This is a genomic window from Pseudonocardia sp. C8 (assembly GCF_014267175.1).
In the GTDB taxonomy this organism is placed as follows: Bacteria; Actinomycetota; Actinomycetes; order Mycobacteriales; family Pseudonocardiaceae; genus Pseudonocardia.
The window spans coordinates 752,459-767,395 of sequence record NZ_JACMTR010000002.1 but is presented as its reverse complement, the minus strand read 5'-3'; the positions used below and the strand labels follow the sequence as shown (position 1 = coordinate 767,395).

Annotated in this window: 13 protein-coding genes and 2 tRNA genes; 7 read left to right on the top strand and 8 right to left on the bottom strand. The window is 73.9% G+C overall.

The window, feature by feature from the left end; all coding sequences use genetic code 11:
• Positions 1-85 precede the first annotated feature (85 nt).
• On the bottom strand, positions 86-1,111 hold the full coding sequence (locus tag H7X46_RS30510; protein ID WP_186358172.1) for an acyl-CoA dehydrogenase family protein: 1,026 nt from the start codon (positions 1,109-1,111) through the stop codon (positions 86-88).
• A 10-nt stretch (positions 1,112-1,121) separates the two neighbouring features.
• Complete coding sequence (locus H7X46_RS04340) at positions 1,122-2,294, bottom strand: acyl-CoA dehydrogenase family protein (RefSeq protein WP_186358171.1); 1,173 nt, start codon at positions 2,292-2,294, stop codon at positions 1,122-1,124.
• Between the two features lie 85 nt (positions 2,295-2,379).
• Between H7X46_RS04340 and H7X46_RS04335 the strand changes: the two genes are divergently transcribed.
• Together H7X46_RS04335 and H7X46_RS04330 are read left to right on the top strand one after the other, a co-directional pair.
• Positions 2,380-2,622, top strand: a complete 243-nt coding sequence (locus tag H7X46_RS04335; RefSeq protein ID WP_186358170.1) for a hypothetical protein — start codon at positions 2,380-2,382, stop codon at positions 2,620-2,622.
• Positions 2,623-2,630: 8 nt separating this feature from the next.
• Positions 2,631-3,023, top strand: coding sequence for a hypothetical protein (locus H7X46_RS04330; RefSeq protein ID WP_186358169.1), 393 nt, complete (start codon positions 2,631-2,633; stop codon positions 3,021-3,023).
• A 9-nt stretch (positions 3,024-3,032) separates the two neighbouring features.
• On the opposite strand, the gene H7X46_RS04325 is transcribed toward H7X46_RS04330, so the two are convergent.
• Both H7X46_RS04325 and soxR read right to left on the bottom strand, forming a co-directional pair.
• A complete protein-coding gene (locus H7X46_RS04325) occupies positions 3,033-3,791 on the bottom strand; it encodes a tyrosine-protein phosphatase (protein WP_186358168.1) in 759 nt (252 codons plus the stop codon).
• A gap of 52 nt (positions 3,792-3,843) precedes the next feature.
• A complete protein-coding gene (gene soxR / locus H7X46_RS04320) occupies positions 3,844-4,314 on the bottom strand; it encodes a redox-sensitive transcriptional activator SoxR (protein ID WP_186358167.1) in 471 nt (156 codons plus the stop codon).
• A 412-nt stretch (positions 4,315-4,726) separates the two neighbouring features.
• Between soxR and H7X46_RS30505 the strand changes: the two genes are divergently transcribed.
• Together H7X46_RS30505 and H7X46_RS04310 are read left to right on the top strand one after the other, a co-directional pair.
• Complete coding sequence (locus H7X46_RS30505; protein ID WP_222131191.1) at positions 4,727-5,572, top strand: transglycosylase SLT domain-containing protein; 846 nt, start codon at positions 4,727-4,729, stop codon at positions 5,570-5,572.
• A gap of 122 nt (positions 5,573-5,694) precedes the next feature.
• Positions 5,695-7,758, top strand: coding sequence for an SGNH hydrolase domain-containing protein (locus H7X46_RS04310; RefSeq protein ID WP_186358165.1), 2,064 nt, complete (start codon positions 5,695-5,697; stop codon positions 7,756-7,758).
• Between the two features lie 3 nt (positions 7,759-7,761).
• On the opposite strand, the gene H7X46_RS04305 is transcribed toward H7X46_RS04310, so the two are convergent.
• Positions 7,762-7,977 (bottom strand): RNA-binding S4 domain-containing protein, encoded by a 216-nt coding sequence (locus H7X46_RS04305; protein ID WP_186358164.1) that lies wholly within the window; start codon positions 7,975-7,977, stop codon positions 7,762-7,764.
• 33 nt (positions 7,978-8,010) lie between these two features.
• Between H7X46_RS04305 and H7X46_RS04300 the strand changes: the two genes are divergently transcribed.
• A complete protein-coding gene (locus H7X46_RS04300; RefSeq protein ID WP_186358163.1) occupies positions 8,011-8,616 on the top strand; it encodes a methyltransferase in 606 nt (201 codons plus the stop codon).
• A gap of 52 nt (positions 8,617-8,668) precedes the next feature.
• Here the strand turns inward: H7X46_RS04300 and H7X46_RS04295 are convergent.
• The 3 genes from H7X46_RS04295 to H7X46_RS04285 form a co-directional block, all read right to left on the bottom strand.
• A tRNA-Met gene (locus H7X46_RS04295) sits at positions 8,669-8,745 on the bottom strand.
• A 212-nt stretch (positions 8,746-8,957) separates the two neighbouring features.
• Positions 8,958-9,031 (bottom strand) — tRNA-Met (locus tag H7X46_RS04290).
• A 116-nt stretch (positions 9,032-9,147) separates the two neighbouring features.
• The gene (locus H7X46_RS04285) at positions 9,148-12,057 is read right to left on the bottom strand and encodes a UPF0182 family protein (RefSeq protein ID WP_186358162.1); all 2,910 of its coding nucleotides are present in this window, start codon (positions 12,055-12,057) and stop codon (positions 9,148-9,150) included.
• A gap of 214 nt (positions 12,058-12,271) precedes the next feature.
• Here H7X46_RS04285 and H7X46_RS04280 point away from each other — a divergent pair, with 214 nt between their 5' ends.
• Complete coding sequence (locus tag H7X46_RS04280) at positions 12,272-13,297, top strand: PDZ domain-containing protein (RefSeq protein WP_186358161.1); 1,026 nt, start codon at positions 12,272-12,274, stop codon at positions 13,295-13,297.
• A 75-nt stretch (positions 13,298-13,372) separates the two neighbouring features.
• Positions 13,373-14,935 carry a zinc-dependent metalloprotease gene (locus H7X46_RS04275; protein WP_186358160.1) on the top strand — a complete coding sequence of 521 codons (1,563 nt, stop codon included), beginning with the start codon at positions 13,373-13,375 and terminating at the stop codon, positions 14,933-14,935.
• The last annotated feature ends 2 nt before the right edge of the window (positions 14,936-14,937 follow it).

Sequence of the window (14,937 nt, the reverse complement as noted above, 5' to 3'; positions counted from 1 at the left end):
ACGGTCCACGCCGGTTCGCGAGTCCACAGCGAACATTCGCCCTGTTGACGGCGCATGTGGGGGATCCACTGTGTGCAGTCGTCCCTCACACGGTCAGGGCCGCGATCCGCTCGCGCTGGGACGCGACGTCGCCGTACTGCCCGGCGAGCCGCCTGGCGCGCTTGTAGAAGAAGTGCGCCTCGTGCTCCCAGGTGTAGCCGATCCCGCCGTGGTACTGGATCATCGCGGCGGTCGCCTGCAGCGCGACCTCGCTCGCCTTGGCCTTCGCGACGGCGACGGCCAACTCGGCGTCGTCCGCCCCGGTGTCGGCCGCGTGCGCGGCGTAGAGCACGGCGTGCGCGGCCATCGTGACGCCGACGTGCAGGTCCGCCAGGGCGTGCTTGACCGCCTGGAACGACCCGACCGGGACGCCGAACTGCTCACGGTCGCGGTCGTAGGCGACCGTGCGGGTCAGCGCCTCCCTGGCGATCCCGACGAGGTCCGCGGCGACGAGCACGGTGGCCCGGTCGGTCAGCTGCCGCCGCAGCCCGGCCGAGGCGCCGGGCAGCGGTTCGGTGGTGCCGCCGGCGAGCGTGGCGAGCCGGGTGGTGCCGTCGTAGGAGCCGGCCGGGGTGGCGCTCGCGCCGGTGACCAGGCACAGCCCCGGGGCATCCGGTCCGGACGGTGCGACGACCACGTCGGCGATCGCGCCGTACTCCACCACCGGCAGGCCGTCGGCGGCACTGCCCCGGGTGGTGAACGCGCCGACCGCCTCGCCGGCCGCCAGCCGCGGCAGCCAGGCGGCGCGCTGCTCGTCGGAGCCGGTGAGCCGGATCGCGTCCGCGGCGAGCACGGTCCCGCGCCACGGCCCGGGCGCGACGCCCGCCCCGAGTGCGCGGGCGATCACCTGGGCCTCGACCAGGCCCAGCCCCAGGCCGTCGTGCTCCTCGGGCACGGTGACGGCCGTCCAGCCCTGCTCCCCGGCGGCCGTCCACAGTGCGGCCGGGTTGCCGTCGTCGCCGGGTCCGGCCTCGACGACGTCCCGGACGGCGGCGAGGTCGAACCGCTCGGCCAGGTAGTCGCGGACGGCCGCGCCGAACTCCTGCTGCTCCTCGGTGAGTGCGAAGAACACGATCGACTCCTTACCGGGGCAGGCCGAGCACGCGCTCGGCGGTGATGGTGCGCTGGACCTGGGACGAGCCGCCCCAGATCGTGACCGAGCGGGACCACATGGCCTGGGCGTGCAGCGGCCGCAGGTCGGTGCCGTCCGGCAGCGCGTCGAGGGTCGCGTCCTCGCCGAGGATCCGGTCGTAGACCTCCCAGAGGTCCTGGAACGTCTCCGACCACTGCAGCTTGGTCATCGACGCCTCGAAGCCGAGGTCCCGCCCCTGCTCGACCTGGGTGAGGACGTGCATCGAGTGCAGCCGCAGGCACTCCAGCTCGGTGAGCACGCGGGCCAGGTCGTCGCGGATCACCGGGTCGGTGTCGCGGCCGAGCTTCCGCGCGACGGCGGCGATCTCGTCGTACTGCCGGCGGAACTCGGTGTACTGGGAGATGCCCGACGCGCCGCGCTCGAAGGACAGCAGCAGCATCGCCGTCCGCCAGCCGTCGCCGATCTCGCCGAGGCAGTCCGACACCGGGACCCGGGCGTCGTCGAAGAACACCTCGCCGAACTCGCTGGCCCCGCTCATCTGCTTGAGCGGGCGGGCGGTCACCCCCGGCTGGTTCATGTCGATCAGCAGCATGCTGATCCCGCGGTGCTTCTGTGAGCCGGGCTCGGTGCGCACCAGCGTGAAGATCTTGTCGCCGTGCACGGCGTTGGTCGTCCACACCTTCTGCCCGTTGACGACGAACTCGTCGCCGTCCCGGACGCCCTTGGTGGACAGCGCCGCGAGGTCGGAGCCGGCGCCGGGCTCGGAGAAGCCCTGGCACCAGATGACCTCGTTGCGCAGCAGCGGGCCGATGATCTCCTTGCGCTGCGCGTCGGTGCCGATCGCCATCACCGTCGGCGCCAGGAAGGCGAGCCCGAGCGGGTTCACCGTGCGCGGGGCCCGCGCACGGACCATCTCTTCGTCGTAGATGGCCTTCATGCCCGGCGTCCCGCCGCGACCGCCGTACTCGGTCGGCCACTCGATGCCGGCGAACCCGGCGTCGGCCTTCTCGCGCTCCCAGTCGCGGCGCAGCCGGAAGCTCTCGTCGTCGTCGAGGGACTCCCAGAACCCGGGACGCGTCCACTCCCCGGGGATGTGCGCGGACAGCCACGAGCGCAGCTCGGAGCGGAACTCCTCCTCGGCCGCGGTGAAGGTCAGGTCCATGCGTGGCAGCCTTGCATACTCACCGGTAACTGCCTAGGCGGCGTGGCGCGTGGAGCAACCGGTATGCAGGGAGTAGCATTCCGGTATGCGCAGCGAGCGAGTGACGGTCACGCTGCCGGCCGAGCTGGTGGCGGAAGCGCGGGACGCGGTGTCCCGAGGATCAGCGGCGAGCCTGTCCGCCTACGTGGCGGAGGCCGTCAAGTCCCGGCAGGACCGGGACCGTTCCCTGGCCACCCTGGCGAGCCTCTACGGCGGACCGCCGCCGGCCGACGAGCTGGACGCGGCGCGGCGTTCCCTGCGCCCGGCCCCGCCCGTGGCCGTCGGCTGAGCCGCGCGATGATCGGCGGACGCGTCCTCGACTCATCGGCGCTGGCGGCCTTCGCCACCGGCCGCCCGGTCTACATGCGTGCCCTCGTCTGGGCCGCGGTGGAGGAGAACATCGTGCTCGCGGTGCCCAGCGCCGCACTCGGCCGCGCCTGGTCGATGGTGGAGGCCGAGCACCACGCAGCCCTGCAGGTGCTGCTCGGCCTGCCGAACACCGTGATCCACGAGCTGTCCCCGGAGAGTGCCCAGGAGGCCGGGCTGCTGCTCGCCTCGCAGGGGCTCGACGACATCGTCAGCGGCCAGGTGGTCACCGCGGCGCTGCGGCGGGGCTGGCCCGCCGTCACCGGTGACCCGGGGACGCTGCGCAAGCTGGACCCGATGGTCCCGATCGAGGAGCTGCCCTAGCGGCCGCGGTCAGTCCGCGTCCTCGTCGCGCAGCCGGGAACGCAGCCGGGCCAGCTCGTCGCCGGTCAGGCCGTTCTCCTGCAGCCAGCCCACCGGGCCGCCGTGCCGCTCGTCGAGCAGGCGCAGGAACGTCTCCATGACCTCGGCCCGCGGCCGGTGCCGGTCGAGGTCGGCGGACGGGGGCATCGGCTCCCCGCGCCCCGCGGTCCAGCGCCGGAACAGCGCCTCGATCCGGGTCGCGGACAGCGCGTAGTCGGCCACGACGTCGGCCCGCGGGACGCCGACGGCCGAGCAGACCAGCGCGACGAGCACGCCGGTCCGGTCCTTGCCCGCGGCGCAGTGCACGACCGTCGCCCCGGTCTCCTGCTCGGCGAGCCGCCGCACGCCCGCGACCACGTTCCCGGCGCGGTCGCCCAGGTAGGCGAGGTAGTGACCGACCATGGGGTCGGCGTCGTCGTCGATCTCGGGCAGGCCCCGGCCGGTCTCCGGGATGAAGCTCAGCCGGTGCACGGTGATCCCGGCGTCGGCCAGCGCGCCGGGACCGTGGACGAGGATCTCCTCGTCCTTGCGCAGGTCCAGCACCTGCACGACGCCGTACTCCCCGGTGAGCCGGGCGACGTCGCCGGGGCTGAGACCTTCCAGCGCCTCGGTCCGGAGCAGGACGCCCCGCCGGACCCGGCCGCCGCCCTCGAGCGGGAGGCCGCCCACGTCACGGGCGTTGACGAGACCGTCGAAGGTCAACCAGCGATCCGGCACCAGATCCGTCACGCTCCCAGCCTAGGAGGCCGCGGGGGCGGACCGCTGCGGCCCGAGACGGGACTCACCGGTCGTGCGCGGGGGTCCTGCGCAGCGCAGCGGGCAGGCGGCGGGCCCCGTCGCCCTGCACGGCGGCGGCGTCGTCCGGGTTGACGAGCTTGCAGGTCGTCATGGACAGGCAGCCGCACCCGATGCAGCCGTCCAGGCCGTCGCGCAGCGCGGTCAGCGCCTCGATCTGCTCGTCCAGCCGGCCGCGCCAGGCCTTCGACAGGCGCGACCAGTCCGCCTTGGTCGGCGTCCGCTCCGCGGGCAGCGAGTCCAGTGCGGACCGGACCTCGTCGAGCCCGATGCCGATCGACCGGGCCGCCCGGATGAACGCGAGCCTCCGCAGGACGCTGCGCCGGTAGCGACGCTGGCCGCCGGACGTCCGGCTCGCCCGGATCAGCCCCTCGCGCTCGTAGTAGCGCAGCGCGGAGTGCGGGAACCCGCTCCGCTCGACGATCTCGCCGATCGTGAGGAGATCGCTCGTCTCCATCCGCCCCGGCACCTCCCTCCGCCCGCGGACCACACCCACGGACCCTGAAGCTTACTTCAGTATCATGCCGCAGCACCGGGGCCGCCACCTGCGGGGATCACCGTCCACCGGCACCGATCGGCCGTCCGCCGGACTCGCGACCGGTCGTCACAAGATCGAGTTCTCGGTGAGCGGTGTCCCCCGCGCGGCGACGGGCACCCCCGGGGCTGGACCCGCCCGAGCAGGGCATCTACGGTTCCTGGGCAAGTCATCACGGCCCGATCACGAGCGGGCCAGGAGCCGGACCCCCCGACCGGCTCGCCCGGGACCCCCGACCCGGCCGCTCGCGGCGGAGCCGTCCGTTGATCGCGAAAGGGCTACCCCCTTGCCAGGACACCGCTCCCCCGGTGGCCGCCACGTGTTCCCCCGGCCCGTGGCGACCGCACCAGCAGCACTGACCGCTGCCCCGACCGCCGGCTCCCGTGGCGCCCGCGCCACCGCACTCCCGCCGCCGGTCAGCGCCGCGCGCCGGGCCGGGACCCGCACGGCGGCGACCGGCGCCGCCTTCGGCGTCATCGCCTCCGGCGCGTTCGCCGCCGTCGTCCCGACCTCGCAGGACGGCGAGTCCCGGGCCGACGCCGAGGAGACCACCGCCGCGACCACCCGGGCCGCCTTCACCGCGCCCATCCCGTCGTCGGCACCGGCGGCCGACGGCAGCCCGTCGGGCTACTTCAGCCCGGTCTCGTTCGCGCAGCACACCGGGGCCGCCGCCGGCGCGCTGCAGGCCGCCTCGCCCGCGCGGGACGCCGACCTCGCCTCGCTCGGCAAGGCGCAGGAGATCGCCGCGAAGATCGCCGCGGAGCACCGGAAGGCGGCCGAGGCCGCGCAGAAGCGCCAGGCCGAGCGGGCACGCCTGGACGCGCTGGTCGCCAAGGGCGGCGTGGACGCCTGGATCGCCGAGGCCCTGGACCACATGGGACTGTCCCAGTCGTACGCGCCCGGTGTGAAGAAGATCATCATGAAGGAGTCCAACGGCGACCCGGACGCCATCAACAACTGGGACACCAACGCCCTGTCCGGCAACCCGTCCGAGGGCCTGATGCAGGTCATCCCCTCGACGTTCGAGGCCTACGTGCACCCGGACTTCGCCGACCGGGACATCACCGACCCGGTCGCGAACATCACCGCGGGCGTCCGCTACATGATCGACCGCTACGGCGTCGAGACGCTCGAGGCCGGTGGCCGGTCGAGCGCGAGCGGCGGCTACCTCGGGTACTGACCCGCACCGCTACACCACCTCGGCGGCGGCCGGCAGGGCACACCTGCCGGCCGCCGCCGTCGTTGCGTCCCGGCAAAGGTAAACTGATCTTTACCTGCCTGCCCCGAGAGGAGCCCGTCGCAGTGACGCCCCCCGGTGGAGCGCCGTCGGCCCGCACCGGTGCCGCCCCGAGCGGTGCCCGGGCACCCTTCCGGCCCGAACTGCAGGGGCTGCGCGCGCTCGCGGTCCTCCTGGTGATCGTCTACCACGTCTGGGTCGGCCGGGTCTCCGGCGGCGTCGACGTGTTCTTCCTGATCACCGGGTTCCTCATCGTCGGCGGGCTGTACCGGGCCGGGCTGCGGGGCGGCGTGGACGTCGTCGCGACCTGGCGGCGCCAGCTGTCCCGGTTGCTGCCGGCCGTCACGGTGGTGCTCGCCGCGGGGCTCGTGGCCGGGCCGGTGCTGCTCCCGGAGAGCCGCTGGTCGCCCACGATCCGCGAGGTCGTGGCGTCGCTGCTGTTCGTGCAGAACTGGGAGCTCGCGGCGAACGCGGTGGACTACGCCGCGCGCAACGACGCGGCCAGCATCGTCCAGCACTTCTGGTCGCTGTCCATCCAGGGCCAGTTCTACCTGGTGGCACCGCTGGTCGTGGCGGGCGTGGCGCTCGCGGCCCGGCGGGACCGCGCGGACCTGCACGCCCGCCTCACCGGCACGCTGCTCGCGATCGGCGGGGCGTCACTGGCCTACTCGGTGTACCTGACGCTGGCCAACCAGCCGCTCGCCTACTTCCACTCGTCGACCCGGGCCTGGGAGTTCGCGCTCGGCGGGCTCCTGGCGCTGTGGATCTCGCGGGTCGAGGACCGGCCGGAGCTGACGGCCGGGGTGCGGGCCGCGCTGGGCTGGGCCGGCGTGCTCGCCCTGGTGTCCTGCGGCCTGCTGCTGCAGGTGGACCGGGCGTTCCCGGGCTGGGCCGCGCTGTGGCCGACGCTCGCCGCGGCCGCGGTGCTGGTCGCCGGCCGCTCCGGCCACCGGCTCGGCGTGGACCGTGTCCTGTCCGGCCCGGTGCTGCGCACCGTCGGCGACATCTCGTTCCCGCTCTACCTGTGGCACTGGCCGGTCCTGGTGCTCACGCTGGTGCACACCGGCCAGTCGCAGCTCTCGCTCGGCGCCGGCACCGCGGTCATCGGCGTCTCGTTCGTGCTCGCCTGGCTCACCCACCGGTGCGTCGAGCGGCCGATCGCCGACCTCGGCGTCCGGCGGGCGCTGCGCACCGGGGGCGTGCTCGCCCTGGTCGTGCTCGTCGGCGCGGCCGGCTGGTTCGGGGTGGCTACCGCGCGGGCGTCGGTCCCGGTCGCGGCGGGCTCGCCGAGCCATCCCGGTGCCGGTGCCCTGCAGCCGGACGTCGAACCCGCCGCCCTCGCCGACCCGGGGCTCGAGGTGGAGCTCACGCCCTCGCTGGCCGGCGCGCCCGACGACTGGAGCTACCACCGCGGCACCTGGAACTGCGAGCCGGTCCAGCGCGACGGGGTCGAGCTCCAGGCCTGCACCATCCCGCCGCCCGGCGACGCCCCGCCCGAGCGGACCGTCGCCGTCGCCGGGGACTCGCACGCCCAGCAGTACGTCGCCGCGCTCCTGCCGGTCGCCGCGCAGCGGAACTGGGAGATCCTCGGGCTGTTCCGGGGCGCCTGCCCGCTCTCCACGGTGTCGGAGACCGACCCGGCCGACGAGGGCTGCACCGCCTGGAACGCCGCCGTCACCGGCGAGCTGTCCGAGCGACGGCCGGACGCCGTGCTGACCCTCGCCACCCGCGACGTCCGCCCCGGGCTCACCGAGGTGACCCCGGCCGGTTTCGTCGAGGCCTGGTGGAAGCTGCACGACGCCGGGGTGCCCGTCGTCGCGGTACGGGACAACCCGCGGCCGCAGTTCCCGGTGCCCGAGTGCGTCGGCCGGGAGGGCCGGCACGCCGACGCGTGCGCGCTGCCGCGGCACGACGTCTACCCGTCCCCGCCGCCGTACGCGGAGCTGCCGGACGTCCCGCCGAACGTCTCGTTCGTCGACGTCGCACCGGCCGTCTGCGGCCCGGAGACCTGCCCGGCCGAGGTCGGCAACGTGCTGGTCTACATGGACGACAACCACCTGACCGCGACCTACGCCGAGACGATGGCGCCGCTGTTCGCCGACCACTTCGCCGACCGGCTGGGCTGGTGACCCCTACGCCGGACGGGCGCTGTGGCCGTCGACGGTGACGACGTCACCGCGGTGCAGCCGGGCGCCCCTGCGGTGCTCGGGCTCGCCGTTCACCGTCACCAGGCCGGACTCGAGCAGCTCGCGGGCGTGCCCGCCGTCCTCGGCGAGGTTCGCGAGCTTGAGGAACTGTCCGATCCGGATCGGCTCGCTCGCGATCGGCACGTCCTGTGGGGTGGCCATGGGGCCATTCTGCGCGCCGTAGCATCGTCGGGCGTGGGTGACCACTACTTCAGCGCCTCCCCGTCCGTCGCGAGCCGCCCGGGCACGGTCCGGCTGCACACGTCCGGCGTCGACCTGGAACTGGCGACGGACACCGGCGTGTTCTCGCACGGCCGGATCGACCGCGGGACGAAGGTGCTGCTCGACGCCGCGCCGATGCCGCCGATCCGGGGGCCGCTGCTGGACGTCGGGTGCGGCTACGGGCCGATCGCGCTGACCCTCGCCGCCCGGCGCAGGCGGCTGCCGGTGTGGGCGGTGGACCTCAACGAGCGCGCGTTGGGGCTCACCCGGGACAACGCCGCCGCGGCCGGGCTGGGGAACGTGACGGCCTGCCACCCGGACGACGTGCCGGCCGGCCTGGCGTTCGCGGGCATCTACTCGAACCCCCCGATCCGCTCCGGGAAGCCCGCGCTGCACGGGCTGCTGCTGCGATGGCTGCAGCGGCTGCTGCCGGGCGGGCGGGCGTACCTGGTGGTCGCCAAGAACCTCGGGTCGGACTCGCTGCACCGGTGGCTGGAGGCCGAGCAGGGGTTCCCGACGACCCGGCTGACCTCGGAGAAGGGGTACCGGGTGCTGGAAGTGGCGCCGCGGGAGCGCTGAGACGCCCGCACGACGACGGCCCCCGGACCGTGTCCGGGGGCCGTCGTCTGCGTGGTAGCGGGGGCAGGATTCGAACCTGCGACCTCTGGGTTATGAGCCCAGCGAGCTACCGAGCTGCTCCACCCCGCGCCGGACGGGACGCATCCCGTCTCTGTGTTGTGTCACCACCGTACACGGCCGGGACCGGCACCCGTGCACGGGGGCCCGGTCCTGCGGGTTCCCCGCCACGCGTCGAACGACGCCGCCCGGGCCGGGCGCGACGCGCCACGGCTCCACGGCCCGCTGGCCGGCTCTCCCACGAGTCAGGCCCGGGATTCACGAGGAATCCCGGGCCTGAGGAGTAGCGGGGGCAGGATTCGAACCTGCGACCTCTGGGTTATGAGCCCAGCGAGCTACCGAGCTGCTCCACCCCGCGCCGGACGGGACCTGGTCGGTTCAACCGCGTCCCGTCTCTGTGTTGTGTCACCACCGTACACGCCCGGGACCGGCACCCGCGCAGGGGGGGTGCCGGTTCCGGTGTGCGCTGCGAGGTCAGCCGCCGGCGCTCTGGAACGCCGCGACCGCGCGGTCCAGCGCGGCCAGCGCCTCGCCCTGCCGCGCGAAGTCACCGGCCTGCTGGGCCGCCTTGAGGTCGTTCAGCGCCTGGCGGATCTGCTGGGCCGCGGCCGACTGGGCCGCGTTCGGCGCCGCCGGGGTGCCCGGGGCCGGGGTGCCACCGGCGGCCGGCGGCGTCGTCGGCTGGGCCGGGGCACCCGGCGACGGGGCCGCGCCGCCGGCGGCCGCACCGGCACCGGCGCCGAACACCTCGTCCAGGGCTGCGGACAGGCCGGCGTCGTAGCCGACCCGGCCGCCGTAGCTCACCAGGACGCGGGCCAGCTGCGGGTACGACGAGTCCTGCCCGGCCCGCTCGATGTAGACCGGCTCGACGTAGAGCAGCCCGCCGGCCACCGGGAGGGTGAGCAGGTTGCCGTAGTCGATCGTGGTCTGGTTCTGCCGGAGCAGGTTCAGCTCCTGGGACACCTCGGGCGAGCCGAGGAACTGGGCCTGGACCTGCTGCGGGCCGAGCGTCTGCGTCTCGTTCGGCAACTCCAACACGGTGATCTTCCCGTAGGTGTCCGGGTCGGAGCTGGCCGAGACGTAGGACGCCAGGAACTGCCGCCGCAGGCTCACCAGGGCGCTGGTGAGCTGGAACGAGGGCCCCTGCTGGCCGGGGAGCCCGGCGTAGACGTAGTACGGCGGCTGCGCGTTCTGCGTGCCGCCGTTGCCGCCCTGCACGGTCGGGTCGGACGGGACGTCCCAGAACGAGACGGTCGAGAAGAACTCGCCCGGGTTGTCGACGTGGTAGCGGGTCAGCAGCTCGCGCTGGACCTTGAACTGGTCCTCCGGGTACCGCAGGTGCGCCTGCAGCGCCGGGGTGATCGCCGAGCGCGGCTCGACGGTGCCCGGGAAGGCCTTCTGCCAGGTCTGCAGGACCGGGTCGGACTCGTCGAAGGCGTAGAGCTTCACGGTGCCGTCGTAGGCGTCGACCGTGGCCTTGACCGAGTTGCGCAGGTAGCTGACGGTCTCGTTCGGCAGCTGCTGGCCGCCCGGCCCGATCCGGGAGTCGGCGGTCGTCTCCCCCAGCGGGACGCGCTCGGCGTACGGGTAGTCCTGCAGCGTGGTGTAGCCGTCGACGATCCACTGGACCCGGCCGTCGACGACCGCCGGGTACGGGTCGTTGTCCAGCTTCAGCCACGGGGCCACGGCCTGCACCCGGTCCCGCGGGTTCCGGACGTACATGATCTTCGACTGGTCGTTGATCGAGCTGTTGAACAGGATGTTCCGCTCGCCGTAGGCCAGCGCGAAGACGGCCCGGTCGAAGATCCCGCCGATCGGGACGCCGCCCGCACCGGTGTAGGTGTACTGCGCCTCGTCGGAGTCGTACTCGCGGGGCGCGGTGCCGGGCTCGGCGCCGACGATCGAGTACTGGTTGTCCAGCAGCTCGCCGTAGTAGATGCGGGGCTGCTGGACCGGGATCCGGCCCCGGGTCTGGGTGTCCGAGACGGTGAACCGCGGCAGGCCGCCCTGCCCGCCCGCGTCCTCGAGCGCGGCGTTGATCTGGTTGGCCGGCGCGGCGACGATCCCGTTGCCGTGCGTGTACACCAGGTGCCGGTTGATCCAGTCCTGCTGGTTGCCGACCAGGGCGTTGGCGTCCATCTCGCGGGCCGCGACGATGTAGTCCTGGGTCCGGCCGTCGATCGAGTAGCGGTCGATGTCCAGGTTCGGCGCGAAGCCGTAGAAGTTGCGGCGCTGCTGGAGCTGGGTGAACGTGCGGTTCAGCTTGCCCGGGTCGAGCAGCCGGATGTTCGGGATGGTGTCGGTCTCCGCCCGGACCTGGCCGGGCGTCGCCTGCGACTCGCCGGCGTACGGGCGGATGTCGACCTTGTCGCGCCCGATGCCGAACGCGTCCCGGGTCGCGGCGATGTTCCGCTCGATCGAGGGCGCCTCGCGCTCGTTCGCGTTCGGGGCGACCACGAACTGCTGCAGGACCAGCGGGAACGCCGTGCCGACCAGGATCGACGAGATCAGCAGCATGACGACGGCGACGGCCGGGATCTGCAGGTTCTGCCGGAACGCGGCGACGAAGAAGGCCAGCGCGCAGACCACCGCGATGATCAGCAGGATCAGCTTGGCGGGCAGCACCGCGTTGAGGTCGGTGTAGGTGGCCCCGTAGAACGTCGGGGCGTTGCGGTTCGACCACAGCAGGTCGTACCGGTCGAACCAGTACGCGACGGCCTTGAGCAGCACGAACACGCCGGCCAGCACGGCCAGCTGGGCCCGCGCGGCCGTCGAGACGAAGCCGGACCGGCCGGTGAGCCGGATCCCGCCGAAGATGTAGTGCGCCACCAGCGCCAGCACGAAGCAGATCGCGACGGCGACGAACAGCCAGTTCAGCACCATCCGCAGGAACGGCAGCGTGAAGGCGTAGAACGCGATGTCGTTGCCGAACTCCGGGTCGACCTTCCCGAACGGCGTGCCGTGCAGGAACAGCTGGACGGTCTGCCACTGCACGGGGGCCGCCAGGCCGGCGATCACGCCGATGACGACGGGGACGCCGACCCCGAACAGCCACGGGCGCTGGATGATCGACGTCCGGTACCGGGCGACCGGGTCGTCCGAGCCGGAGACCGGGACGAACACCGGGCGGTACCGGTAGGCCAGCCACAGTGTCAGCGCGATCAGGCCGCCGACCACCAGCCCGACCACGCCGAACAGCACGATCTGGGTGAACAGCCGGGTGAGCTGCACGCTCCGGAAGCCGACCTCGCCGAACCACAGGTAGTCGACGTAGAAGTTCAGCAGCCGCGAACCGCCGAGCAGGAGCACGACGAGGACGCCCGCGGCGGCCAGGAGGATCCGGGTTCGGCGGGTCAGCGACGGCGCTCCCACAGGGGGCCGCATGGACGACACGGGCACGCTCCACAGCTCGGGTACGACACGGAAGACACGGCCGGCGGGGAGCGACGGCGCGGTTCTCCCGATCCAACTCTACGGAGGGGCCGTGAGTTCCCGGTTGCGTCCCGGCGCGCCCACCGGACGGAAACCCTACACCGGACAAACCGGGATCCGCGGGGTCGCGGGCGGTGACCGGCGCCGGCGTCCGTAGGGTGCGCGCGTGGGCGTTCGATCATCGACGTGGGTCTCGGCACTGCTCGTGCTGCTGGGCCTCGCCGTCGTCGGCTCGGTGGTGCCCGCACCCGTCGTCGCGCTCGGGCCCGGCCCGACGTTCGACACCCTCGGTGAGGTGAACGGCCGGCCCGTGGTGTCCGCCGAGGGGCTGCCGACGTACCCGACCGGCGGGCACCTCAACATGACCACCGTCGGCGTCACCGACGGCATCACGCCGCTGCACGCGCTCGGGCTCTGGGCGTCGGGCACCCACCGGCTGGCCCCGCGGTCGTCGCTCTACCCGCCCGGCCAGAGCCCCGAGCAGGTCACGGCGAACAACCAGCAGGAGTTCGACAGCTCCATCGCGAACGCCGAGGCCGCCGCGCTCAACCACCTGCACCTGCCGACCCGGCTGACGGTCGGCGCACTCACCGAGGGGTCGCCGTCCGCGGGGGTGCTCGAGGCGGGCGACGAGATCCGGGCCGTGGCCGGCACCCCGATCCCCTCGGTCCAGGCCCTGCTCGACGCACTCGGCGCCGCCCGCCCCGGACGGCCGCTGCACCTGTCCGTCGTCCGCGGCGGCACCCCGCGCGAGGTCACCGTCACCCCGGCCGCGCACCCGGAGGACCCGGCGCGGGCGTTCCTCGGGATCACCCCCGCGACCTCGCCCGCCGAGGGCCAGCGGCTCTCGATCTCCCTCGGCGACGTCGGCGGCCCGTCGGCCGGCCTCATGTTCAGCCTGGCGCTGGTGGACAAGCTGACCCCGGGCCCGCTGACCGGGGGCCGCTTCGTCGCCGGCACCGGGACGATCACCGCGGAGGGCCAGGTCGGGAAGATCAGCGGAATCCCGTTCAAGATGATCAAGGCGAAGGAGGTCGGCGCGGAGGTGTTCCTGGTCCCGGCCGACAACTGCGCCGAGGCGGCCGCGAACACCCCGGACGGCCTCCGGCTGGTGCGGGTCGGGACGCTCGACGAGGCCGTCGCCGCGCTGCGGACCCTCGACACCGGCGGGACACCTCCGGCCTGCACGTAGTGCCCCGTCTCCGCCCGTGGCGAACAGGCCGTCACCAGCAGCGTCGGCACGCCGGTCCCGCGTACGGTGGACCGCATGAGTGACACCCCGTTCGGCTTCGGCCCCGCCGACCGCGACCGCGACAAGGACGACTCGTCGGGCAAGGGCGGCAACGGTGGCACGGGCGGCGAGCCCGAGGGTCCGAAGGACCCGTTCGGGTTCGGCTCCCACCCGGCCTCCGGGGACCCGGCGTCCGGCGGGGAGCAGGGCCCGCAGCAGAACCCGTTCGCGGCGTTCGGCATGCCGGGCATGCCCGGGATGCCCGGCGGCGGCCAGTTCGACATGAGCCAGCTCGGGCAGATGCTGTCCCAGCTCGGCCAGATGCTCTCGCAGGCCGGCACCGGTTCCGGCGACGACGGCCCGGTCAACTACGACCTGGCCGCGCAGATCGCCACCCAGCAGCTGGCGCAGACGACGTCGTCGCTCACCGACGACCAGCGCCGCGCCGTGACCGAGGCCGTCCGGCTCGCCGAGCTGTGGCTGGACCCGGCGACGGCGTTCCCGTTCGCCGGCGGCGAGGTGCAGGCGTGGACGCCCAGCGACTGGGTGCGCGCCGGCATGCCGACCTGGAAGCGGCTGTGCGACCCGGTGGCCCGGCGGCTGTCCTCGGCCTGGGTCGACGGCCTTCCCGAGGAGGTCCGCAACGCGGCCGGCCCGATGATGGCGATGCTCGGCCAGATGGGCGGGATGGCGTTCGGCAGCCAGCTCGGCCAGGGACTGGCCCAGCTCGGCAAGGAGGTGCTGACCTCCACCGAGCTCGGCATCCCGGTCGGCCCGGAACGGACGACGGCGCTGCTGCCCGAGGCGATCGGCCGGTTCACCGAGGGTCTCGACCGCCCGGCCGGCGAGGTCACCCTCTACCTCGCCGCGCGCGAGGCCGCGCACCAGCGGCTGTTCACCCACGTGCACTGGCTGCGGGAGCGGCTGCTCGGGGCGGTGGAGGACTACGCCCGCGGCATCACCGTCGACACCTCCCGGATCGAGGAGCTGGCCCGCGGGATCGACCCGTCCAACCCGGAGTCGATCCAGGAGGCCATGCAGTCCGGCATGTTCGAGCCGGAGGACACCCCGGAGCAGAAGGCCGCGCTGGCCCGGCTGGAGACGCTGCTCGCGCTCATCGAGGGCTGGGTGGACACCGTCGTCGCCGAGGCGCTGGCCGAGCGGCTCCCCGGTGCGCAGGCGATGCGCGAGACGATGCGGCGGCGCCGGGCCTCCGGCGGTCCGGCCGAGCAGGCGTTCGCGACGATCGTCGGGCTGGAGCTGCGGCCGCGGCGGCTGCGGGCCGCGGCCGAGCTGTGGAAGCAGCTCGGTGACGCCCGGGGCGTCGACGGCCGGGACGCGATCTGGGCGCACCCGGACCTCATCCCGTCGGCGGAGGACCTGGACGCGCCCGAGGCGTTCGTCCGCGGCGCGTCCGCGGGCGAGGTGCCGGACGACCCGATGGCCGCGCTCGAACGGCAGATGGCGGCCGACGCGGAGCAGGGGAAGGCGGACTCCGGGAGCACGGACTCCGGGTCGGGCCCCTCCGGATCCTCCGGTTCCGGCGGCGGCCGCTCCGGCGAGACCCCGGACGAGGACGGGAACGGCCGCGATCGCTGACC